Origin of the sequence: Acinetobacter sp. yr461 (genome assembly GCF_900110445.1) — a bacterium.
Classification (GTDB): Bacteria; Pseudomonadota; Gammaproteobacteria; order Pseudomonadales; family Moraxellaceae; genus Acinetobacter; species Acinetobacter calcoaceticus.
Genome location: NZ_FODU01000029.1, coordinates 1 through 21,746, shown reverse-complemented (window position 1 = coordinate 21,746; position 21,746 = coordinate 1). Strand labels below are relative to the sequence as shown.

General features: G+C 37.6%; 20 protein-coding genes, 1 tRNA gene and 3 pseudogenes. 11 read left to right on the top strand and 13 right to left on the bottom strand.

Annotated features, from left to right (window positions below; translation table 11 throughout):
* Positions 1-414 precede the first annotated feature (414 nt).
* The 3 genes and pseudogenes from BMW38_RS19095 to rlmJ all read right to left on the bottom strand — a co-directional run bounded on the left by BMW38_RS19095 (position 415) and on the right by rlmJ (position 3,242).
* A pseudogene (locus tag BMW38_RS19095) lies at positions 415-1,492 on the bottom strand (DUF6670 family protein).
* Between the two features lie 17 nt (positions 1,493-1,509).
* Positions 1,510-2,343: a CDP-diacylglycerol--serine O-phosphatidyltransferase gene (gene pssA / locus BMW38_RS19090; RefSeq protein WP_005043810.1), complete on the bottom strand. Its 834-nt coding sequence runs from the start codon at positions 2,341-2,343 to the stop codon at positions 1,510-1,512.
* A gap of 41 nt (positions 2,344-2,384) precedes the next feature.
* Positions 2,385-3,242, bottom strand: a complete 858-nt coding sequence (rlmJ, locus tag BMW38_RS19085; protein ID WP_003653584.1) for a 23S rRNA (adenine(2030)-N(6))-methyltransferase RlmJ — start codon at positions 3,240-3,242, stop codon at positions 2,385-2,387.
* Between the two features lie 117 nt (positions 3,243-3,359).
* On the opposite strand from rlmJ, the gene BMW38_RS19080 reads away from it, so the two are divergent.
* Both BMW38_RS19080 and BMW38_RS19075 read left to right on the top strand, forming a co-directional pair.
* On the top strand, positions 3,360-3,965 hold the full coding sequence (locus BMW38_RS19080; RefSeq protein ID WP_092711063.1) for a 2OG-Fe(II) oxygenase: 606 nt from the start codon (positions 3,360-3,362) through the stop codon (positions 3,963-3,965).
* A gap of 67 nt (positions 3,966-4,032) precedes the next feature.
* Complete coding sequence (locus BMW38_RS19075; protein ID WP_092711060.1) at positions 4,033-4,560, top strand: hypothetical protein; 528 nt, start codon at positions 4,033-4,035, stop codon at positions 4,558-4,560.
* A gap of 58 nt (positions 4,561-4,618) precedes the next feature.
* Here the strand turns inward: BMW38_RS19075 and BMW38_RS19070 are convergent, their stop codons facing one another.
* The 4 genes from BMW38_RS19070 to BMW38_RS19055 form a co-directional block, all read right to left on the bottom strand.
* Positions 4,619-4,864 (bottom strand): DUF2789 family protein, encoded by a 246-nt coding sequence (locus BMW38_RS19070; protein WP_003653589.1) that lies wholly within the window; start codon positions 4,862-4,864, stop codon positions 4,619-4,621.
* Positions 4,865-5,040: 176 nt separating this feature from the next.
* A complete protein-coding gene (locus BMW38_RS19065) occupies positions 5,041-6,027 on the bottom strand; it encodes a malate dehydrogenase (RefSeq protein WP_003653591.1) in 987 nt (328 codons plus the stop codon).
* 211 nt (positions 6,028-6,238) lie between these two features.
* Positions 6,239-6,901 (bottom strand): ribonuclease T2 family protein, encoded by a 663-nt coding sequence (locus BMW38_RS19060; RefSeq protein ID WP_092711057.1) that lies wholly within the window; start codon positions 6,899-6,901, stop codon positions 6,239-6,241.
* Positions 6,902-6,958: 57 nt separating this feature from the next.
* On the bottom strand, positions 6,959-8,902 hold the full coding sequence (locus BMW38_RS19055; protein WP_092711054.1) for a lytic transglycosylase domain-containing protein: 1,944 nt from the start codon (positions 8,900-8,902) through the stop codon (positions 6,959-6,961).
* A gap of 287 nt (positions 8,903-9,189) precedes the next feature.
* Here BMW38_RS19055 and miaB point away from each other — a divergent pair, with 287 nt between their 5' ends.
* Genes miaB through ybeY form a run of 3 tightly spaced genes read left to right on the top strand, consistent with a single transcriptional unit; the run spans position 9,190 to position 12,259 of the window.
* Positions 9,190-10,641, top strand: a complete 1,452-nt coding sequence (gene miaB, locus BMW38_RS19050) for a tRNA (N6-isopentenyl adenosine(37)-C2)-methylthiotransferase MiaB (protein WP_056482674.1) — start codon at positions 9,190-9,192, stop codon at positions 10,639-10,641.
* 37 nt (positions 10,642-10,678) lie between these two features.
* Entirely contained in the window at positions 10,679-11,767 is a 1,089-nt protein-coding gene (locus BMW38_RS19045; RefSeq protein WP_003653596.1) for a PhoH family protein, read from the top strand.
* A gap of 9 nt (positions 11,768-11,776) precedes the next feature.
* Positions 11,777-12,259, top strand: a complete 483-nt coding sequence (gene ybeY / locus BMW38_RS19040) for an rRNA maturation RNase YbeY (RefSeq protein WP_092711051.1) — start codon at positions 11,777-11,779, stop codon at positions 12,257-12,259.
* Between the two features lie 102 nt (positions 12,260-12,361).
* Here the strand turns inward: ybeY and BMW38_RS19035 are convergent, their stop codons facing one another.
* Positions 12,362-13,246, bottom strand: coding sequence for an energy transducer TonB (locus tag BMW38_RS19035; RefSeq protein ID WP_092711048.1), 885 nt, complete (start codon positions 13,244-13,246; stop codon positions 12,362-12,364).
* Positions 13,247-13,478: 232 nt separating this feature from the next.
* Between BMW38_RS19035 and BMW38_RS19030 the strand changes: the two genes are divergently transcribed.
* From BMW38_RS19030 to BMW38_RS19020, 3 genes are all read left to right on the top strand, one after another.
* Positions 13,479-14,150, top strand: a complete 672-nt coding sequence (locus BMW38_RS19030; protein ID WP_092711045.1) for a hypothetical protein — start codon at positions 13,479-13,481, stop codon at positions 14,148-14,150.
* 158 nt (positions 14,151-14,308) lie between these two features.
* Positions 14,309-15,022: a DUF3108 domain-containing protein gene (locus BMW38_RS19025; protein WP_092711042.1), complete on the top strand. Its 714-nt coding sequence runs from the start codon at positions 14,309-14,311 to the stop codon at positions 15,020-15,022.
* Between the two features lie 71 nt (positions 15,023-15,093).
* On the top strand, positions 15,094-15,669 hold the full coding sequence (locus BMW38_RS19020; protein ID WP_004639480.1) for a xanthine phosphoribosyltransferase: 576 nt from the start codon (positions 15,094-15,096) through the stop codon (positions 15,667-15,669).
* Positions 15,670-15,718: 49 nt separating this feature from the next.
* Here BMW38_RS19020 and wrbA read toward each other — a convergent pair whose 3' ends face one another.
* Positions 15,719-16,327 (bottom strand): NAD(P)H:quinone oxidoreductase, encoded by a 609-nt coding sequence (gene wrbA, locus BMW38_RS19015; RefSeq protein WP_213031202.1) that lies wholly within the window; start codon positions 16,325-16,327, stop codon positions 15,719-15,721.
* Positions 16,328-16,687: 360 nt separating this feature from the next.
* Here wrbA and BMW38_RS19010 point away from each other — a divergent pair, with 360 nt between their 5' ends.
* Positions 16,688-17,935, top strand: coding sequence for a YihY family inner membrane protein (locus BMW38_RS19010; protein WP_092711036.1), 1,248 nt, complete (start codon positions 16,688-16,690; stop codon positions 17,933-17,935).
* Positions 17,936-18,044: 109 nt separating this feature from the next.
* Here BMW38_RS19010 and BMW38_RS19005 read toward each other — a convergent pair whose 3' ends face one another.
* Positions 18,045-18,686 (bottom strand): fumarylacetoacetate hydrolase family protein, encoded by a 642-nt coding sequence (locus BMW38_RS19005; protein ID WP_092711033.1) that lies wholly within the window; start codon positions 18,684-18,686, stop codon positions 18,045-18,047.
* A 52-nt stretch (positions 18,687-18,738) separates the two neighbouring features.
* Positions 18,739-19,236, bottom strand: a complete 498-nt coding sequence (locus tag BMW38_RS19000) for a YcxB family protein (protein WP_003653610.1) — start codon at positions 19,234-19,236, stop codon at positions 18,739-18,741.
* 222 nt (positions 19,237-19,458) lie between these two features.
* Here BMW38_RS19000 and BMW38_RS18995 point away from each other — a divergent pair, with 222 nt between their 5' ends.
* The gene (locus BMW38_RS18995) at positions 19,459-20,151 is read left to right on the top strand and encodes a nitroreductase family protein (RefSeq protein WP_092711030.1); all 693 of its coding nucleotides are present in this window, start codon (positions 19,459-19,461) and stop codon (positions 20,149-20,151) included.
* 115 nt (positions 20,152-20,266) lie between these two features.
* Here BMW38_RS18995 and BMW38_RS18990 read toward each other — a convergent pair.
* Together BMW38_RS18990 and BMW38_RS19695 are read right to left on the bottom strand one after the other, a co-directional pair.
* Positions 20,267-20,343 (bottom strand) — tRNA-Arg (locus tag BMW38_RS18990).
* Between the two features lie 141 nt (positions 20,344-20,484).
* A pseudogene (locus BMW38_RS19695) lies at positions 20,485-20,583 on the bottom strand (hypothetical protein); the annotation flags it as partial.
* A 338-nt stretch (positions 20,584-20,921) separates the two neighbouring features.
* On the opposite strand from BMW38_RS19695, the pseudogene BMW38_RS18985 reads away from it, so the two are divergent.
* Positions 20,922-21,746, top strand: a pseudogene (locus BMW38_RS18985) (hypothetical protein); the annotation flags it as partial.

Below are 21,746 nucleotides of genomic sequence, written 5' to 3'. Positions count from 1 at the left end.
CTGGCTCATCAATTTTCTGACTTAAATTTCGCTCAAATAAACTTCGAGTAATTTAAACCAATCAATCAATGATAATATTTCGATTAATCAATCAGTAAAAATCCACACAAGTTGTTCTTCATAATCTCTTAATGATCTTCTTACTGGTTCGTCACCAGCAAGCTAGGTCGGCTATATTACTCTTAATCTCTTAAAAGTCAACAGGTAATTTCGATATTTTTAAAACTTATTCTCAAAACCAACTTCTCATCAAATTCACTGCCTAAAGCAACTCACCCAATTCCAAGTAACTGTTTTTCAACAAGTTTCTATCTGCATCACCGCCGATGGATGTGCATTATAGACCATTAAATTCCCTTTGCAATACCTTTTTTAAATTAATATCACCGTCTGTTTGTTTTTTAATCAAAAATGCTAAAAATAGTCATTTTTTATATAAACATGGCTGTAAAAGCATCAATTTATCTAATATTTTTTCGTCCTGATTCTTTTCCTGCCACCTAAGTGGGCGACAATCAATATATTCACAATATCCACCTTCACCTTGTAAACATTGTTCATTCCAACTTAATTGATATTGGAAGCTTCCCACATATCCAGCAGCCAATCCAAACTTGTAGTCGCCACGGCTTTGTGCATAAAGTTCAAAAATAATTTTTCCATTTTTTTTACACTGCCAAGAAAATTCTCTTGGCAAATACATCTCTTTATCATTGGGTGTTCTAACTTTTGGATAAACGCGATGGATATGTAAATTTACATCTTCAGTAAAGCTTTCAACAGGCTTACCAAATTCTTGAATATCTAACCTTGAACATAAGATGATATTCCACTGATTTCTTATTTGTGTAAATGTAAGCTGAGTCGTTTCATTTAAATTAATAATTTGGCATGTATAGAAACATAAAGATAAAAATGGTAAATGTAGAGCCCTTGCATGTTTAAAGCGTCCTAATCCTTCAACTTTATACTTTTGTCCTTTATAAAAAATTTCACCCTCACATAAACATAAGGTTGACCAATAGTCTGAGACTCCCCACTGTAATGCAGAAGCATTAGAGATATTTTCTGGAATCTGAAGAGTAAGATCACATCCCATTTCCGGGTCTAGTCGCTGAAGATGGATCTTTGGGATTTTCCACTCAATCAAATCTGTTTTATCAAACTGATATTGTTTTGAGTCAAACTGGCATTGCCGCCGAATAGAATAAGTTTTTAAATGTCCCACACTATGCTGGCTATTACTTACAAGTACAGTTGCAGTATCGATTGCCGAAGTCGTAATTGAGTGAGTGTTATAGCAAAGAGGAATGCGCGGCTGTCCAACCATACTAATGTAATTAAAATAGCGCAGTGGAGCCGGTAGATTTGGAAGGATTAAGGCTTGATAAACAATTTTAAAAAAGCCGCGAGAAGGTTGATAGACAACCCCCTCTTTGGCATTAAGGCCCAGCTGCTGTAATTGATTAATTTGATTCATCAACATAGGCATACCGAACCTCGTCTATTTTATGTTTTTATTGTTTCGTTACTCTTACGTGCAAATAATGTCGTAACAAAACCAGATAGAGCATAGATTATTGAAACGGTCAAAATGCCCATTGGAATATTATAAGTGATTGCTGCAAAAATCAGTACTACTGGCAACATAACTACAAAAGGAACTCTTTTACGGTCCATTTGTTTGAAAGAGTAATATTTGATATTCGAGATCATGAGTAATCCCACAACAACCATAAGAACAGCATTAATGGTTTTAATCGCAATATCACGTAAATCAAAAATAAAAGGATAGTCGCGAGCAACCCACACTAATGAAATAATGATTATGGCAGCCAGTGGACTTGCAATCCCAATAAAATAGCGCTTATCTACCACACCAATTTGCACATTAAAACGTGCTAAACGGAAAGCTGCACATGCTGTATAAACAAAACAACATGCCAAGCCAATACGACCTAAATCATGCAAACTCCAGCTATACATAAGCATTGCTGGAGCTACACCAAAAGCCAATAAGTCTGAAAGTGAGTCATATTGCTCGCCAAAAGCACTTTGTGCACCAATAGCTCGAGCAACCCGGCCATCTAAACCATCGAGCAAAGCTGCAATAAAGATGGCATAAATAGCTTGGGTAAAATCCCCATTCATACTCGCAATGATGGAATAGAAACCAGACAACAAAGCGGCTGTCGTAATTAAGTTAGGCCAAAGATAAATTCCTCGGCGCTTCACTTTTTGTCCTTCCGGATTATCTTCTTCTTCAACCACTTCGAATGTAATCCCATCAAATGAATGTTCATTATGAGTTAAATCTTGCTCTGGTTTAGGCGCATTTGTCATTATTTTCTATTCCAAACATGTGCATTGATTTAAGTTAACTGTTATTCACCTACTAACCAGCGAACAGCAGCATGGCCACCAATTTCTTGCATACGTAGATGCGGGAATAACCACTGTAGGGCTTGGTCGGCTTGTTCAGAGAACTGCCAAGGTGGATTAATCACCAATAGACCACAACCATTTAAGCCTACAGGTGTATCATCTGGCCATACACAGATTTCACAAACCAATTGACGGCGAATACCTGTTTTGAACATTTTCTTTTCAAAACGCTCAATCATCGCTCGGTCTTTAATTGGATACCAAACTGCAAAAACACCTGTTGGCCATTTTTTATAAGCTTGTTGTAAAAGTTCAACTAATTGCGGAAAGTCTTTACGCTCTAATTCGTAAGGCGGGTCAATCATGACCAAACCACGTTTTTCTTTCGGTGGAATAACGCCGAGCAAGCCTTCGTATGCATCACGCTCATGTAAACCTGCACGTTTATCATAAATGTTATGTCGCAATTGCTCAAAAACATCACGCTGCATTTCAAACACGGTTGCTTTATCAATCTCACGCATACCTTGCAAAGCAAACCATGGTGACCCCGGATAACTACCCTTACCTTCTTCAGAACGTAACTGTTCTACTAACTTCAAATATTGCTGGATTGCTTCAGGTGCCTGACGCTTTTCCATTTCAGATATCTGAACTAGTCGATGAATGCCTGTAAGAAACTCTCCAGATTTTTGTGAAGGTGCCAGAGATAAATTATATTTTCCTGCACCTCCATGCGTATCGATATAACGATAAGGTTTATCTTTAGCATTTAAACGGTTGAGAAGCTGTAGCAAAAGCACATGCTTCATAACATCTGCAAAGTTGCCCGCATGGAAATGGTGACGGTAATTCATGTTGACTTTAATTCCTCAATTCAACAAATAGTTTAACATGAAAAAAATATTCTTTCGTAAGGTTGTGATCATCTAAAATAGAGCAGCTTGATATTTTTACGATCTACTCGAGGTTATATGCTCTATCACCTGCTTCCGGACTCATGGGATCTGGATCAAATTCTAGATGACTTAAATACGCATGGCTTTGCTATTATTAATCAAGCCTATTCGGATCAATATCGCGCGCAAGTCGCCAAAGAGTGTAGCTATCATATTGATGAATTTAGAGAAGCTGGTATTCAAAATGGTGTGGTGAGCAATATTCGTAGTGACCATATTCTCTGGATTAATGATGAACTCCCTATTGCTCAACAACATGTTGAAACCTTAACTTCATTTTCGCAAAGTCTAAATCAAGCATTCTATTTAGGAATTAAAGAAGTTGAAGCTCATTTTGCCCGTTATAATTTGGGTGAGTTTTATGCTTTACACCGAGACAATCCTCAACAAAAAAATGATCGTATTATCTCAACCGTTTATTATTTACATGCAGAATGGCAAGAAGATTGGGGTGGTCAATTACGACTGCAAGATAAAAATGAGAAATGGCATATCGTTAATCCAGAACCCAATCGACTGGTGATATTTCAAAGCAACTTATTGCATGAAGTATTAACTTCAAAGCAACAAAGGCTTTCGATTACAGCTTGGCTTCGTAGCGGAAATTCTATCTGGGTTTAAAAGCTACTCTTTAAATTTGGTAAATGAACCCGATATAAATGCTATTGATCAAGAAGGACTAGGGCGTATGTCTATTGAAAGTAAAACGATTGTGAACAGAATTGGTGAGACAGATCAACTTTATTTGACTGAAAATACGCCTGAACTTGCTTTGGAGCGTGCCGATTTACGCTTACAACTTGTCATATTAAGTCATGTTCGCCAAGAGCAGCTTCATTTTTTACAAGAGGCGATTGTTTTACTTGAACAAGCTCGTATGGAATATGAAGAGATGCCTTTGAGTCTGTATCTCAATTTATCTTTGCATTTGGCTAAAGCCTATATGCTTTATTTTGAATTAAATAAAGAAAAACGTTTTGCGTTGATTACTCAACAAATTTTGAAGCCATTAGCCCACTATGAACATGCAGATATATATTTCTTCTTGGCTTATGCATCAGCAGCGCGAGAAGAGTCAGCACTAACCAGACATTGGTTAACTAAATATTTATCAACAACCCAATGTGATCTTGAGTTGCTTCACGCACACCCTGTCTTTAATTCGGTTCGCCAAGAACCATGGTATAAAAATTTAGTAAAATCAAAAACGCACTAAATATTTAATTTGAATCGGCCTGTTCTATATCTTATGTAAAACAGGCCTTATTTTTAATTTATCTCTTTACACTATCTTCATGTAGTTGTTCATTCAGCTCATCAATAACCACAATCCACTCATCATCTTTTTCCCAATGACTTTTTAAGAAGTCACTTTGGCCTTTTGACCAAAAAGAGGCTTCATGTAGTTTCTGATCAGCCGGCAATTGATGTGTTTTGATAAAGTTTTCGATACTTGCTTCATCCGAATCTAAACCCAGCTGATCAAATAAAAGTTCTAAAGTAGGTTGCTGCTCAAACATTGTTATTCTCCTATAACTTGTTTTAAATCATCTATTAACTAATCTAACAATAAAACCTTTTTATATGCATGATAGTGTCTATATTTTCTTGTTGTTTTTTGTGTTTGGTTGCGAATGATTGAATATAAAAAAGCACTCTAAAAAGAGTGCTTTTTTTAACTTATCAAAAAGATAAATTATTTCAACATGTCAGCAATCGCTGCACGTTCTTCTTCAAGCTCATTTAACGTAAAGTTAATACGTTCACGGCTGAATTCATCAATTTCTAAACCTTGAACGATTTTGTATTCGCCGTTCTCAGTTGTTACAGGGAAACCAAACATAACGCCTTCTGGAATACCATAAGAACCATCAGATGGAATACCCATAGTTACCCATTTGCCGTTTGTACCAAGTGCCCAGTCGCGCATATGGTCAATTGCAGCGTTAGCAGCAGAAGCAGCAGAAGACAAACCACGCGCTTCGATAATCGCAGCACCACGTTTACCAACAGTTGGAAGGAACACATCTTTGTTCCATGCCGCATCGTTGATTTTGTCTTTTAAGCTTTCGCCATTTGCAGTTGCAAAACGGTAGTCAGCATACATTGTTGGAGAGTGGTTACCCCAAACTGTTAAGTGTTCGATATCAGCAACTGCAACACCAGCTTTTTGAGCGACTTGAGTCAACGCACGGTTGTGGTCAAGACGCAACATAGCAGTGAAGTTTTTCGCTGGAAGGTCTGGAGCAGAGTTCATAGCGATGTAAGCGTTAGTGTTTGCAGGGTTACCTACAACTAATACTTTAACGTCACGACTAGCAACTTCGTTTAATGCTTGACCTTGACCGATGAAAATTTCACCGTTAACTTTTAACAAGTCAGCACGTTCCATACCAGGACCACGTGGACGAGAACCTACCAATAAAGCGTAGTCAGCATCTTTAAATGCAACTTTCGGATCATCAGTCCCGATCATGCCAGCCAATAAAGGGAAAGCACAGTCATCAAGTTCCATCATTACGCCTTTAAGCGCTTGTTGAGCTTTTTCAACTGGAACTTCAAGCAATTGTAAAATAACAGGTTGATCTTTACCTAACATTTCACCGCTTGCGATACGGAATAATAAGCTGTAACCAATTTGACCTGCAGCGCCAGTCACGGCAACACGAACGGGTTGCTTCATGTAATTGTCTCCAATGAATGTCCTTAATCTAGCTAAATAGGAATTCCATCTAACTAAATCATCATAAACGGCAAAGATTGTACTCTAAAGATGTGGCAGATGCATGTAAAAGCGACTCATTTTCACCAAAAGTCTGATAGAAAATACAAATTAATATTTACAAAAAGATTCAATGCATGGTCAGCATTTTTTTACGAAATGACCGTCATCTTTAGTAACTACCTTTAATCGTGATTTCACCTGGGCAATTCGATACCACATGATTTGCACATTGTTTATATTGGCCTTTTACCGTGTAACACACCTTCACTTCAGTTAAAACCACATCTGAACGCGATAACTGACAACTTAAACGAATACCATTTTGAGGCAAGGTCGGATTAAGACGAGTAAATTGCTGTTTTAAAGCTGACTGTTGAATTTCAACATTCGTCGAACTTGTGAGGCTAGCTGGAATTTTTAGACGTTCAGCAAAGTTAATGACTGTCCGGAAATATTGACTTGCATTCATAGGAACGCACCCACCTACATTTTTCCAAAGCTGCACACGGGCATTGTTATCAGGCATAACCCGCGCTACGACTTTAGATTGTAATGGAGAAAGAGTGGCCGAACTTTCTGTTGAACAATCGGTTTGATTTGTTTCTGGCATGAGGCCTGTAATTGTCAAAGAATATCCTTCGAGACATTTACGTTGTTTTTGTTTAGAGGGATCTAACGCACACGCGGCAGGTGTCATCTGCACATGCATGACATACCCCTGTAAATTAACAGGTTCGGCATGTAAAACGGAACTCATCAACCCTACTCCTGCACAGATAAGCCACCATGCAAGTTGCAAAATTGAACGAAGTTCCAAATATCTATATTTCATTTAATTAAAACTTGAATATGCCAATTAAAAGAAGATCCATAATCAACTACCTTAAACTTAAGGCGATGTACGCATTGGAATGACTTTCATACGTTGTGATAAAGATTGAGCCCCTTGACCCAATATCACCCCATAATGTGTTGCATTAGTCATAACATGCTTGACATAGTCTCTGGTTTCTAACAATGGGATTGTCTCTGTATATTGGTCAGCCGAAATTGATTGATAGTCCGGTTGCCAACGTCTCGCCCGATTAGGCCCCGCATTATACCCTGCTGTAGCCAAAACAGGGTTATTGCTTAATTGCCCTTGAATCATCGACAAATAAAATGTTCCATATCGAATATTGGTATTCATTTCATTTAATGCCGCTGGATTATAGGTTTCACCCATTTGACGTGCAATCAACTTCGCCGTATCAGGCATAATTTGCATAAGTCCACCCGCTCCAACGTGAGAGCGCGCAGAGGTAACAAATCGGCTTTCTTGTCGCATTAAACCATAAGCCCACGCTGGATCAATTCCTGCATTGTAACTATGACTTACGACATTAGTCTTATGAGGCGTCACATAGCGATATGTATCATTATGTTTGTTTGTTGTACGATCTGCTGCATAAATTGCACGGTCATACCACCCCATATCATGAGCACGCTTTGCCGCAGCTAACAACACACCATCGTCATGTTGAAGATAAGCTTGTCGAACTGCCCAGTTCCATTCTCGGTTAGTATAAGTCGGATTTGCATTAATACGTCTTAAAGTAAAAGCGCGATTAAAGTGAATATTCTGGTCTAAACGTCTCAAGTCACTTGCTGTTGGCTGGTCATCATAGGGTTGATGATTATAACGCTCACCCAAACGATCTTTTGCTAAAAGGTTGTGATAGTCATCACCACTTTCAGCCAATTTTTTATAAATACGTTGCGCAGTATTTTTCGAACTACTATCACCGCGCTGCTCTGTTGCACGAGCAAGCCAATATTGCCAACGATCTTCTTGTTTTTGTGTCACGCTCATAGCATCAATGGCACGGATTAAACTTTCCCATGCACCAAATCGAATTGCCTGACGCGCATAAATTTCAGCTTCTTCTGGACTTAGAGGATAACCATAACTTGCATCAAAATATTGAAGAACCTCACGATTGAAATTATTTTTCATGACCGTGGTGCCACCAATATAAGCAACGGTTCGATATAAATACTTTTGTATATTCTCTGGTGTACCTTGAGCGACACGTTGTACGTTCGAAAAAGCGTTAGGTAAGTCATTATTAGCCAAACGACCTAATGCAAAAATCAAATAAGCATAGTCTGTATCATTTGTTTTAGGCGCACTCCACAAATAATTGAGTGGATTAGCCTGAATTTGATTAAGCTGAGCCAAAGACAAATTCATTCCCAAAGTCTGTGCGGTAGCGAGGGCCTGCCCTGTTAAACCAGAACGTAACTGTACCCAAAGACGCTGTTGTTTATCTTGCTGACTCATTAATGGACTAGATAACATCAAGCGTCCTAGCCCCACACAAGATTCAGGTTGCGATTCGGTGGCTAACCATACATCTTTGTATTCAGCAAAAACTAGTGCATCACCAGTTTTTGCTCTCACCTGTGCCAATGCGCAATTTTCAGCCTGATCAGGATTAGTTACATAGGATAATAAAGGTTGTGCAGATGCGAAGTCAGCTTGTTTAACTTTTTCTTCAACATAATCGGCTGCTAATTTCTCAGCCATTGCTGATTGAGGATAACGTTGAGCAAAACTTACAATCGAAGCTGAAGGTTGAAAGCCAAGATTGGTATTAAGTTTCCAATATTCCGGATAGTACCCCAATACATCATTTTGCATAGCAAGCTGATATTGGTCTAATAATGCTGTATTGCCACTATTTGCAGCGTTTAATGCGTCATTAAACTGCTCTTCGGCAGCATAGGTAAATGAACAACCAAGTAAACACATAGCTCCTAACCAGCTACGATGCATATATTTATTTTTCATTACACGACTATGGATTGATGAGCTCTTTCTACTTGGTCTCATAAATGTGTTAAACCCTGACTATTCACCTTCAGAGCATAGTTTAATTAGTCTTCGTGCTTTCTTTTGTTGTGTTATGTAACTCTCTGATTCAACATCATTAAAATTTACATAATTTACTTCAAAAAAACCGTGTCATGTTCTGAAGGTTTACTGTTATCGGTTCGGTCCAAATACTGCTATAATGAATGGTTTGACCCATTTTGGGCAAATTTATTCTTTTTTAGATCGATCTGTTAGGAGCCTGCATGACGGTTCAAACCTTCATTCCCAATGGTGCCAAAGCTGCCTCAGAAAACACTGTTACCCAGCCAACGCACACCACTGATGTTTCAATAAAAAAACTTTATATTGAAACTCAAGGGTGTCAGATGAATGAGTATGACAGTCACCGTATGGCAGACCTTTTAGGGGACTCTCACGGTTACATTTTAACGAGCAACCCTAATGAAGCAGATATCCTGCTCATGAATACGTGTTCTATTCGTGAAAAAGCACAGGAAAAAGTATTCAGTGAATTAGGACGCTGGCGCAAACTAAAAGACAAAAATCCTGATCTTGTGATTGGTGTTGGTGGGTGTGTTGCCTCTCAAGAAGGTGACAACATTCAAAAACGTGCGCCTTATGTGGACATGATTTTTGGCCCTCAAACATTACACCGTTTACCGCAAATGCTTGATCAACATAATGCTCAAGTAGAAAAACCTAAAAAAGATAAAATCAAACTGGTTGATATTTCTTTTCCAGATATTGAAAAGTTCGACTTTTTACCAGAACCACGTGTAGAAGGCTTTAAGGCTTTTGTTTCTATTATGGAAGGCTGTTCTAAATACTGTTCTTTCTGTGTAGTTCCATATACACGCGGTGAAGAAGTTTCTCGACCTTTAGATGATGTACTTGCAGAAATTGCAGGGCTTGCTGAAAAAGGTGTCCGTGAAATTTCACTTCTTGGACAAAATGTAAATGGTTACCGCGGTGAAACCTTTGAAGGTGGCATCTGTACTTTCCCTGAATTGTTACGACTCGTTGCAGAAATTCCGGGTATTGGACGCTTACGTTATACAACATCGCACCCACTTGAGTTCTCTGATGAGCTTATTCAGTGTTATGAAGATTTACCTCAAATGGTGTCACATTTACACTTGCCGGTACAAAGTGGTTCGAATGATGTTTTAAAAGCAATGAAGCGAAATCACACGATTGATGTTTATATCGATAAAATTGCGAAGCTCCGCAAAATTCGCCCAGATATGCATTTATCAAGTGACTTTATTATTGGCTTCCCTGGTGAAACCGATGAAAATTTTGCAGAAACATTGCAATTTATCAATGATTTAGACTTCGATCATTCGTATAGTTTTGTTTATTCAAAACGCCCAGGTACGCCAGCATCAGACTTGCCAGACACCACACCTGAGCAAGTTAAAAAAGAACGTTTAGCTCAAGTTCAAAAAGTAATTAAGCAGTCTAGTATTGAAAAAACAGATGCCATGTTAGGTAAAATTGAACGTGTACTTATTGAAAAAGTATCTGATCAAGACCCTAATATTTTAATTGGTACTGCTGACAATACACGTCTGGTCACTTTCGTTGGTGATGCGACTTGGGTTGGTCGTTTTGCAGAGATCGAGATTACTGAAATTAAAACTTTAAATTTTGTTTACGGTGAGCTCTTGAATCTTGAACCTGACGTGGCGTAATGTAGAGGTATTCTAAAGTCTACTGAAAGGTTTTCTCTTGACTGCAGCGATTCGACGTACCGTAACATTTCCTGAAATTTCAATGGAACGTTTAAAGAGCATTCTAGGTGCCTATAATGGGCACCTGAAGCAAATTGAACAGCGTTTAGATGTCAAAATTACTCATCGTGGAGATGTTTTTCACATAGATGGTGAAATTGATGCTGTTGGGAGAGCCGAAGCATTATTGCAACGACTCTACGAAGAGTCTGAGCTATCCCAGCAAATCAGTGCCGATCTATTACACCTCCTCATTCAATCTTCACAAACTGAACGCAATTTCGAGTTAGTTGGTGACGAAATGGATGAAAATGATGCGCCGCTCGATGTCTATTTCCAGACACGAAAAGGCCGCATTAATCCACGTGGTGCCAATCAAAAACGTTATGTACAACGTATTTTACAAAGCGATATTTCTTTTGGTGTAGGCCCTGCTGGTACAGGTAAAACCTATTTAGCAGTTGCCGCCGCCGTAGATATGCTAGAACGTAACGAAATCCAGCGGATTTTACTTGTACGTCCTGCTGTAGAAGCTGGAGAAAAGCTGGGTTTCTTACCTGGTGATTTAACCCAGAAAATTGACCCATATCTACGCCCTCTTTACGATGCCCTTTACGAAATGCTTGGCTTTGAAAAAGTTGCCAAGTTAATTGAGCGTCAAGTAATTGAAGTTGCACCTCTTGCATATATGCGTGGTCGCACACTTAACCATTCATTTGTAATTCTGGATGAAGCTCAAAACACAACACCTGAACAAATGAAAATGTTCTTGACCCGTTTAGGTTTCGGCTCTCGTGCAGTAATTACAGGTGACATTACTCAAGTAGATTTACCTAAAGGTCAACAATCTGGTCTGGCACACGCACTTCGTGTACTTGAGAATATTACCGAAATTCATATTACCCGTTTCCATTCCCGCGATGTTGTACGTCATCAACTGGTTCAAAAAATTGTTGAAGCGTATGAAGGTTGGGATGGAGAACAACATCGTCTTAATGCTGAAGCACGTGCTGAACGCAAAGCACGTCAAGAAGCGTTAATGACCGAAAACGATACAGCAGCAGACTTGCAACATCAGGATGCTTAAGGATTCATTTTGAAAATCAGTTTAAGTTTACAACAAGACCTTCAATTACCTGAGTTAGAGCTCAAACGAGCTCATCTCAAAAAAATTATTGAGACAACTTTACGCCACGTTGGTTATAAAGAAGATTGTGAAATTGGCGTTGCTTGTGTCGATTTAGCAGAAAGCCAACAACTTAATCTGCAATATCGAGAGAAAGATAAACCAACCAATGTTTTATCTTTTCCAAGTGATATTCCTGAAGAAGTTTTACCAATGCTCGATGCCTTTCCTCTGGGTGACTTAGTCATTTGTATTCCAGTTGTATTGCAAGAAGCTGTTGAACAAAAGAAAACAGCTCAAGAACACTTTGCACATTTATTAGTACATGGTGTTTTGCATTTACTCGGTTATGACCACGAAACTAGTGACGAAGAAGCTGAAGAAATGGAAGGGCTTGAAGTTGAAATTCTAGCAAAACTGAATATAGACAATCCCTACCAAGAACAGATCTAATCATTATTGATTAGATGAAAAACATAGTCTGCCTTCAGGTGAGATGTTGTTTAATGAACTAAAATCAATGTGGATAAGCCAAAACTTATCCACATTTTTTTATTAATGCACTTCAAATTCTGCTTGAGCGGGATCGAAACGCCAAGTACGTACAATACGCAATTCAGAAATATCTTTCATATTGGCATCAAAATGCCCAAATGGTGCGCCGCGACGTACTGAAGACTTTGCAGCTTCATCTAATACCGAATGCCCTGAGCTCTCAAGTAACCGGATTGCACGAATCCCTCCTTGTGCATTTAAAATAACCATTAAACGAACTTCGCCTTTCAATTGTTGCAGTTTGGCTTCTTCTGGATAATAGCGATTACCATACAACTCCACTTTCTCACGGAATTTATCTAAATAAGCAGCCGAGGCATCTTTTTTCGCCTGAATTCCATCTACTGTTTTTATTTTTTGCTGGCGGCTGAAATCTTGTCTACGTTGTAAATATTGTGCTTCGAGACTTGCAACCATCGCAGCTTTTGCCTGAAATTGACTTTGTAATTGTTCTAATTCTTTTTTCCTTTGACTGGCGTCAGCTTGTTTTTGCCAACTCAAAACAGTCATTAAGACTTTTTCTTCAAATTTAAGCTCTCTTTGTTGCTGAACCTTTTGCAAACTTTCTAACTGTGCATCTCCAGTTGAAGCATCATTAGGCATAGGATTTGGAGTATCACTAGAGGTACGGTGAGCTTCTCGAAATGCGCCTGAACCTTGCTGGTCTGCTTGCGCCAAAAAGTCTGCTTGCTGAACTGGCTCATTGCTTGATCGAATTGAAATTGCAATTTCTTTAGTAGATTGCTCTGATGGACTAGGCATCGCAAAGTGAATGAGCAACACAAAAATATGCAGTAAGACTGCCAATATTGTCGCAGCAATAAAGACTCGGTCTTGCCACCAATGATAAAAAGGCTCTATCGATAGACTTCTTTTGTTCAACATAATTTTAAAAGCATATAAATGCCTTATCCCCACGGTTTAATACCGAATAAAATATAAACTGATATTCAAATTTGGATAAAAGTGTGATTCACTTCAAGTATAGAGTTTTATCCATTTTCATTTTGTCAAAATGTATCAATTAAATTTGTTACACTGCAATATCAAAACTCGTTTTTTATCATAATAAAGATTGTGTTGGTTCTTAAGTAAATTATCTTCTGGAAGTTCTTTTATGCAAACGCTCTTTTCCTCATTAGTCAGACGCCTTCAAAAAGTCTACCAAAAAGCAGAAGCATTCATTGAAGAAGAAAGAGATTTTACGTTATCACAAACCTTTCTGAATGCGACTTTACAACGTTATGTCACCAATAATGTTGAGTTTTTAGATGACCTCCATGCCGATCTTTATCATGACTGGTTAAGGTTATATGCAACCATGCATGTAAAAGGCCTAGAGACGACATTATCTGTTGATTTAAAACTGATTCAGATGGAATTTAATAAAGAACAACAGCTATTAGTTTTTGAGCAAATTAGCAACACACAAATTATTGAAGCGAAATATAAAAACTTTTGGCAAAAGATTGCCGTAAAAGCCGCAGTTTTTTACTACCATAAAATCTTGAAAAAAGATCCTTTGGGAATGATTCTTCAACGTTTTAATGTTGCAGAAGAACGTGACGAACTCATATTTCTTGATCTCAACCGCTGGTTTGGTAAAAAAGCCAGTATCATCGAGACACTAGGTAAAGTACATGTAAATTACGCACGAGTTCGTGAAGCTGAGTTAGTCGTATTTGGAAATGTTAATTTAGCAGCCCTACTTTTCCGTGATCAGGACGATGATTATGAAGATGAATTAGAAGATTCTGAAATCACGCCAATCCAGCAAAAAGATGTATAAAGCTGTGATGAATAAAAATGAATTAACTGCCAAAAAACACAAATAGATTACACATTTAGCATAAATCCTGATTTTTTCTCCATGATCAACAGGCATAATATGTTCAAGTTATAGATGCATCAGCACTGACTTTTCAGTCTGTACAAGGATATTTACTTATGGCAACAAAATTTCTGAAATCATTTGGCATCGCAACAGGTATTTCAACAACTTTGCTTTTTGCAGGCTTCTCAAGTCATGCACTTGCCATGAGCCCATTTCAGGCAAATTATCAGTTTACTTATAATAATAAAGGTATGGGTTCGGCGACACGTGCCTTAAGCCAGCAAGGTAATAATTGGACTTATAATTTCACTGCAAAAGCAGGTGGAATTGCTTCAGCAAGTGAAACAAGTAAATTTAGTTTCGCTAATGGTAAAATTGGATCTCAAAGTTTTAGCCGTACCAGCAAAATTTTGATTCATAACAACACTATGAATATTAACTTCAATCCAAACAGCAAAACTATTTCTACGAAGAAAGATGATAAAGCTCGTTCATTTGCTTGGCAGGCTGGTGTACTTGACGAGTTAAATGCAGAATTACAAGTTCGTGAAGATTTAAAAAATGGTTCACTTAAAACTTCATACCCTCTTGCCGATGCAAAAGAAGTTGAAAATCGTCGTTTTGTAAAACAAGGCAATGAAAAAATTAAAACCTCTTATGGCACCTTTGATACTGTAAAAGTTGTTTTAGAACATGGTAAACCAGACCGTAATACTATTTTCTGGTTAGCGCCTAAATTGGACTATTTACCAGTTAAAGTCAGTCATGTTGATGGTAAAACTTCTTATGGCTTGTTATTAACAAGTTATACGGGTAAAACGAATTAAAGCTTGCATTTTTTCGGATGCTTTTTAAAATACGCATTTGCTTTAAAAGCATCCGTCTAGAGGATTCTCCCGTGCACGCACTAGAACAGAAAATCTTAACAGAAGGTATCGTTCTATCTGATCAAGTCTTGAAAGTCGACGCTTTCTTAAACCACCAAATTGATCCTGTACTCATGCAGCAGATTGGTAAAGAATTTGCCGCTCGCTTTAAAGATGCAGGGATTACCAAGATTATTACCATTGAAGCATCAGGTATTGCACCTGCAATCATGGCAGGTTTGGAACTTGGTGTACCTGTAATTTTCGCTCGTAAATATCAGTCATTGACGTTAAAAGATGACTTATATCGCTCTAAAGTATTTAGTTTTACTAAACAAACTGAAAGCACAATTGCGATCTCAAACAAACACCTTCATTCAACTGATAAAGCATTAGTTATTGATGACTTCTTGGCGAATGGTCAAGCAGCATTAGGACTAATTGATTTAATTCACCAAGCCAATGCAGAAGTTGTTGGCGTAGGTATTGTGATTGAAAAATCATTCCAATCAGGTCGTGATTTATTGCTTGAAAAAGGCTACCGAGTTGAGTCATTAGCACGTGTTCTTTCTCTTACAGATGGCAAGGTTACCTTTGTAAAAGAATAAATTGTGCAAATAAAAAAAGAGCGGATATCCGCTCTTTTTTTATTTGTTTTTAAAGTACCTCTGTAAGCTTCTTAACAACCTCGCCTAGACGTTTGCCTTGAGCTTCACACAAAATCTTTTCATCCTGACTTAACTTCTGGTCATGGCGGGGTCCGCTTACATGAGTTGCCCCATACGGTGTTCCACCTGTTTTAGTATTAGATAAAGCTGGAATTGCATTTGGTAATCCCAAAATCATCATTCCGTGATGAAATAACGGCGGTAGCATCGTGAGTAAAGTACTCTCCTGCCCACCATGCATCGATCCAGAAGAAGTAAAAACACAAGCAGGTTTATTATGTAATGCCCCATTGAGCCAAAGACTCGTCGTTTGGTCCCAAAAATATTTCATTTCACTTGCCATATTACCGAAGCGAGTTGGGGAACCTAATGCCAGACCCGCACAATTCGCTAGATCATCTAACGTACAGTAGATATCACCTTCTGCCGGAATACTTGGCTCAGCTATTGTGACGACTGGAGCAATATTTGGCACTGTCCGAATTTTCACTGACATACCCGCAGACTCAACACCATTGGCAATTAAATGTGCCATTTCTTTTGTAGAGCCATATTTACTGTAATAGAGTACAAGAATGTAAGGTTGCATCGGTTTCATAAATTTTGTTAAAAAGAACACTATACGGTATTTTTTATTTTTTTGGCGAAACCAATCTTATGAAATTCTAGAGGTGATTGATTGTGTAGCATGAAAGGTAACACGAGCAAATTTCTCAAATTCGTTGGGTAAAAGTTTTATCAACTTTGTTGAATTTTATGCTCAGACAACAGAAAGCCAACTTTTTTGAAAAAGATTAGGGCTACAATTTTTTCTATAGCGCATAGTAAACTTACAGAACGACTTTAGTTCTATAAGTTATTATTTTGCTTTAATCTATGATTTGAGTTGTTAAGCTCATATTTTGATAAGCTATTAATCGCCCAACATGATGATTAAAAAAATCGGGATAGACGACGCATGTTACAACGTTTTTTAAGTAAGCTTCCTTTTTATAATAAAACCTGGTTTCAATTCGTTTTATATGTATTTAAGCGTTTTGAAGCTGATCGGTGCCGCGAACAGGCTGGCTCTCTCACTTACACAACTCTATTCGCAGTTGTGCCGATGTTAACGGTTTTTTTAGTAATTATTTCTTCAATTAAAGCGTTAGAACCTGCAAGACAACAGCTCCAACATTTAATTTATAGTAATTTTTTACCTAAGAGCACTATCGCATTTGATAAAGCGCTAAATGCTTTTACAGAAAAATCCAGCAACTTAACTGTTATCGGTGTGCTGTTTTTATTCGTCACAACCGTCTTAATGCTCACATCAATTGAAACTGTCTTTAATCGTATTTGGCGAGTTAAAGAAACTCGTAGTGGCATTATGGGCTTTATGCGTTATTGGACGATCATCTCTTTAGGTCCAATTATTTTAGGAAGCGCATTCGTCATTTCATCTACTGTCGCTTCCATGAACATTCTCAGCAATAATTTTGCAGGATATCAACTTGATGGATCATTCATTCTCTGGATGATTTCGTTTGTATTGACTATTGTTGGCTTTTTTATTTTGTATTGGACTATTCCGAATCGAACAGTTCCAGTTTATGCAGCCGCTATAGCTGCCTGCTTAAGTGCTGCACTTTTTGAAATACTCAAAAACTTATTTAGCTTTGTGATGTCAAATTTCACCAGTTATGAACTGATCTATGGTGCATTTGCAGCAGTACCCATTTTCCTGTTATGGATCTTTCTTTCATGGAATATTATTTTGCTGGGCGTAGAAGTCAGTTTTGCTTTAACTGCTTTTCATTCAGGTAAAGAGCAAAAACGACACCCTGTGCTCATGTTATTAGATATTCTTGAATTGTTTTATAAAAAGCAGAAACTGGGTGAAAGTGTAAGTGATAAAGAAGCCTTAGAAATTTTAGGCCGAGGAGAAGTTGGACGCTGGCCCTCTTATGTACTTTTACTTGAAGAGCAAAATTTGATTAAGCGTACAGATAAAGATGAATATGTCTTAGTTCGTAATTTGTCTCAAGTCGACTTCTGGAGCTTTTTTACTGCTCTTCCATATCCACTCCCTTTACGCCAAGATGTCCAAAATGTGCATGATGACGATGAATGGATGGAAAAAATTGGTCCAGCTTTAGTTGAGTCTAATGACTATTTAGCTGCAAAACTTTCTATTCCCCTCTCCACAATTCTTGAAGAGAAATAAGTAGGCAGCAGCTTCTCATTTAATTAGCTGTACTCTAATGTTTAGCTTATAAAAAAACCCTATTATTGAAAAATAATAGGGTTAAAAATATCTAGCGGCGCAAATGAAATTACGCTTTTACAAAAGTTTCCCACACAAAATCTTGTGTTGCACCCTTTAATGTCATTTTCAACTGATCACCCGAGTGTAATGGTCCAACACCCGCAGGTGAGCCTGTCATAATCACATCACCCGGCTCTAATGAAAAAACCTGATTAATATCGGTTAACAGATCGCCAATCGTAAACATTAATAGTTCAGTATTCCCATCTTGACGTAACTCATTATTAATATGGAACGTGAATTTAGTTTCTTGCCAATTTGTAATTTCGCTCAAATCGACCCAGTCTGCCAAAACACAAGCACCATCAAAAGCTTTTGCACGCTCCCATGGGTGACCTTTAGTTTTCAGGTCATTCTGTAAATCACGCATTGTTAAATCAAGACCTAAAGTCACTGCCCCAATCGCTTTCAATGCTTTTTCAGGGTCCGTTTCACCTTTTAAAGGCTGGTCAATACGTAAAACTAATTCACACTCAAAATGACAACTGCCCCAAGCTGGATTCCATGAAATACCGTCATTTAAACCAATCAAGCTACTAGGTGGTTTAATAAATAATATAGGTCTGTCAGGCATAGCATTATTTAATTCTTTGACATGATCGGCATAACTTCTGCCTACGCAAACGATTTTTGAAGGACGTGTATTCATGAGGCTTCCTTTGTTGTTGCGGCTAATAAGTCCAATAATTTATTTCTTAAATTTATTTCTTAAATGTATTTTCAAATATAGTTTGATCTGAAACCTGTGCAAATGCTCGCTTTGGCACAATAATTACAGTTTTATTTTTTAGCTCAAGCATGTAAGTCAGCTTGCCTTTAGCAAAAGTTTGCACATCTGAATATTGCATCACTTGTTTACGACCGCTGGCATAAAGCTCAAAATAATCTTGATAGAGGTCGATGCCCTGCTCGCTCTTTCCAAACTGGTAACGAACAAATTGACGTTTAAATAACATCGGTAAAAGCCAATAACGCATCAGCCCTTGCATCACCAGAAAAAAAATACCTAGCCCAACATAATATCGACCAACCCCAGAGAAACCTAAATAAAGTCCCCAAATAATAATTGCGATACTAATCGCAGGTGTTAGAAAACGGGTAAATTGTTTTTTCCCAAATGTCACTAATGAAAATCCATCTTGTGACTCTTCTAAATTCAAATAGTAACGTAAAGATAAAGCTGTTTTTTGCTCGGTCATTGCACTGCATCGATACTCAATAAATCGGAACTATTAGAGCATATTCATTTCAGCTTTAAAATGAATCAAAGGCTATTTTTTGTTTTGCTCAAAAGTAGCCTTAGTAGCGAGATTAAAAATATTTTTCGTTGCATATATGGAACGTAGATTCATATTTATTGGGCTTATTTCACTTTTTAAAATTTCTACAATAAAAGCATCACCTTCTTAGTGGAATGTCTCATGTCTTTTTTTGCAAAATTATTTGGCTTAAATCAAAAAGCAACTGTCTCAAAAGATGTGGTTACGCAAACCACTCAAAAGATGAATCCTTCCAATGAACCAAGCTTTTTAGAATTAATTAAAAAACGCCGTTCTATTTATTCAATTGGAAAAAACTTAAAACTCTCTCCTACTGAAATTGAAAAACTAATTCAAGAAGCTGTAAAACATAGCCCATCTGCCTTTAACTCCCAATCTTCTCGCGTTGTGGTTTTATTTGACCAATCACACCAAAATTTCTGGAATATAGTTCTAGATGTATTAAAAACTATTATTCCGGCAGAAGCCCTAACTGGAACTGAACAGAAAATTCAAAGTTTTGCATCAGGTGCAGGTACAGTTTTATTTTTTGAAGACCAAGATGTGATTAAAGGTCTACAAGAGCAATTCGAGCTATATGCTGATAACTTTCCAATCTGGTCTGAGCATTCAACAGCAATTGCACAATTTGCAGTATGGAACGTCCTAGCTGAACAAGGCATTGGCGCTTCATTGCAACACTATAATCCAATCATTGATGAGAAAATTAATGCAGCTTTTAATGTTCCTACTCACTGGAAATTAAGAGCTCAATTAGTATTTGGTTCAATCGAAGGCGAAGCAGGTGAAAAAGCTTTTATTGAAGATGAAAGCCGTTTTAAAACATTTGGTTAATCTTATCCAGCTTTAATTCTTTTCAAAGCTGGTTTCTATGAACACCGGCTTTTAATAAAGATGATAAAAATCAGACACAAAAAAACCGCTATATAGTAGCGGTTAATTCTTCAAGTGGTGCGCTCAGAGAGATTCGAACTCCCGACCCCTTAGTTCGTAGCCAAGTGCTCTATCCAGCTGAGCTATGAGCGCGTACTTGATGTTGCGCATTATACGCATTTTTCAAAGCTTAGGAAGTCTTTTTTCATCTTTCTGTCATCAACCGTCTAGTTCTTAGCCAGCCCCTATTTTATATAAAATAGGAACTAAAATTATTGATGTTTTTCTCACCTAAAATGTATTTGAAATATTTTTTTTCAAATAAGTTTTATAGGCTTTTTGAAGCATTTGGCCATCTACCTACAAGATAAAGGCTACTGTTTTAGTCAACATTATAGAAATAATATATTTCTAGTTGAACTTTAACATTATAGGCACCAGTAAAATTTATCTAATATAATGCTTCAAATGAGTGAAAATATGATTAAAAAATAATTCATCAAAAAAATATTATATAAAAACTATTATTATTTTTACGTCTAAATTAAATAAATTATTATTTCATTAAATATCATTTAATATCAAAAAATGTGACTAAAAATACACATTGACAGCTTTTGATATCTAACCAATACTAAATTTTAATTATTGAGATATACATCTCACTAATTATGTAGCGCAATAAATAATACTTACTTAAAAATACATAATTATATAGGAAATAGACCAACATGTTTTTACTAAAAAATCTCGTATCTTCGATATCAAAAGTTACTCAAGACTTGGGTAATGTTGTATCGGTAAGTACCACTGTAAACACGGGTTCCTCTGTTGATGCGAATGTTTCAACATCAGGCTTACTTTCAAATGTTATTTCAACAGTAACTAATACTGTTACCCACACAACAACAGGCTTGGTTTCTGATGTGGTTGGTACAGTAACAGGTACTGTCGGTTCTACAAATCCCTTAGAAACTGTAACCAATGTTGTGGGTGGTATAACTGGCGGTTTGATTGGTGGAGTGTCTGGTGGCAATCCTCTTGAAGTTGTCACTGGTATTATCGGCGGCGTAACAGGTGGTGTGACTGGTGGAACTTCACCAATTTCTCCAGTCATTGATGTAGTTCAAGGCGGTATTGATATTCTTCAGGGCGTAGAAAGCTTAAAAACTGAAATTATTAATACAGGTATCGACACTGTTGCCGACACAATCATTAGCATCCTTCCACAAACCGAACATCCTGTTTCTGAAATTGCAGACCTCGGTACATTAACCTTCGAAACTTCTCGTGACACTGTAAATGGTGCTCTCGAAACTGTTTCTGACTTAGTCGGTGGTGATATTCAAGGTGCAACTGAATCAGCAACTGGTATTCTGGGTACGCTTATCAATAATGGTACAACTGCTGCTGGTATTATCACTGGTGTTGTTGGAAGTGTTACAGATGTAGTCGGTGGTGTAACTGGTGGTGTGGGCGGCAACCCTCTTGAAGTCGTGACTGACATTATCGGTGGCGTAACTGGTGGCGTTGGTGGCAACCCTCTTGAAGTCGTG

Excerpts from the sequence above, each read along its gene's own strand:
- BMW38_RS19030 (WP_092711045.1), top strand. The coding sequence starts at position 13,479 with ATGCAAACGCTCTTTTCCTCATTAGTCAGACGCCTTCAAAAAGTCTAC.
- miaB (WP_056482674.1), top strand. The coding sequence starts at position 9,190 with ATGACGGTTCAAACCTTCATTCCCAATGGTGCCAAAGCTGCCTCAGAA.
- BMW38_RS19060 (WP_092711057.1), bottom strand. The coding sequence starts at position 6,901 with ATGAAATATAGATATTTGGAACTTCGTTCAATTTTGCAACTTGCATGG.
- BMW38_RS19065 (WP_003653591.1), bottom strand. The coding sequence starts at position 6,027 with ATGAAGCAACCCGTTCGTGTTGCCGTGACTGGCGCTGCAGGTCAAATT.
- rlmJ (WP_003653584.1), bottom strand. The coding sequence starts at position 3,242 with ATGAATTACCGTCACCATTTCCATGCGGGCAACTTTGCAGATGTTATG.
- BMW38_RS19075 (WP_092711060.1), top strand. The coding sequence starts at position 4,033 with ATGTCTATTGAAAGTAAAACGATTGTGAACAGAATTGGTGAGACAGAT.
- BMW38_RS19080 (WP_092711063.1), top strand. The coding sequence starts at position 3,360 with ATGCTCTATCACCTGCTTCCGGACTCATGGGATCTGGATCAAATTCTA.
- BMW38_RS19025 (WP_092711042.1), top strand. The coding sequence starts at position 14,309 with ATGGCAACAAAATTTCTGAAATCATTTGGCATCGCAACAGGTATTTCA.
- BMW38_RS19005 (WP_092711033.1), bottom strand. The coding sequence starts at position 18,686 with ATGAATACACGTCCTTCAAAAATCGTTTGCGTAGGCAGAAGTTATGCC.
- pssA (WP_005043810.1), bottom strand. The coding sequence starts at position 2,343 with ATGACAAATGCGCCTAAACCAGAGCAAGATTTAACTCATAATGAACAT.
- BMW38_RS19000 (WP_003653610.1), bottom strand. The coding sequence starts at position 19,236 with ATGACCGAGCAAAAAACAGCTTTATCTTTACGTTACTATTTGAATTTA.
- BMW38_RS19035 (WP_092711048.1), bottom strand. The coding sequence starts at position 13,246 with ATGTTGAACAAAAGAAGTCTATCGATAGAGCCTTTTTATCATTGGTGG.
- BMW38_RS18995 (WP_092711030.1), top strand. The coding sequence starts at position 19,459 with ATGTCTTTTTTTGCAAAATTATTTGGCTTAAATCAAAAAGCAACTGTC.
- wrbA (WP_213031202.1), bottom strand. The coding sequence starts at position 16,327 with ATGAAACCGATGCAACCTTACATTCTTGTACTCTATTACAGTAAATAT.
- BMW38_RS19010 (WP_092711036.1), top strand. The coding sequence starts at position 16,688 with ATGTTACAACGTTTTTTAAGTAAGCTTCCTTTTTATAATAAAACCTGG.
- BMW38_RS19055 (WP_092711054.1), bottom strand. The coding sequence starts at position 8,902 with ATGAAAAATAAATATATGCATCGTAGCTGGTTAGGAGCTATGTGTTTA.
- BMW38_RS19070 (WP_003653589.1), bottom strand. The coding sequence starts at position 4,864 with ATGTTTGAGCAGCAACCTACTTTAGAACTTTTATTTGATCAGCTGGGT.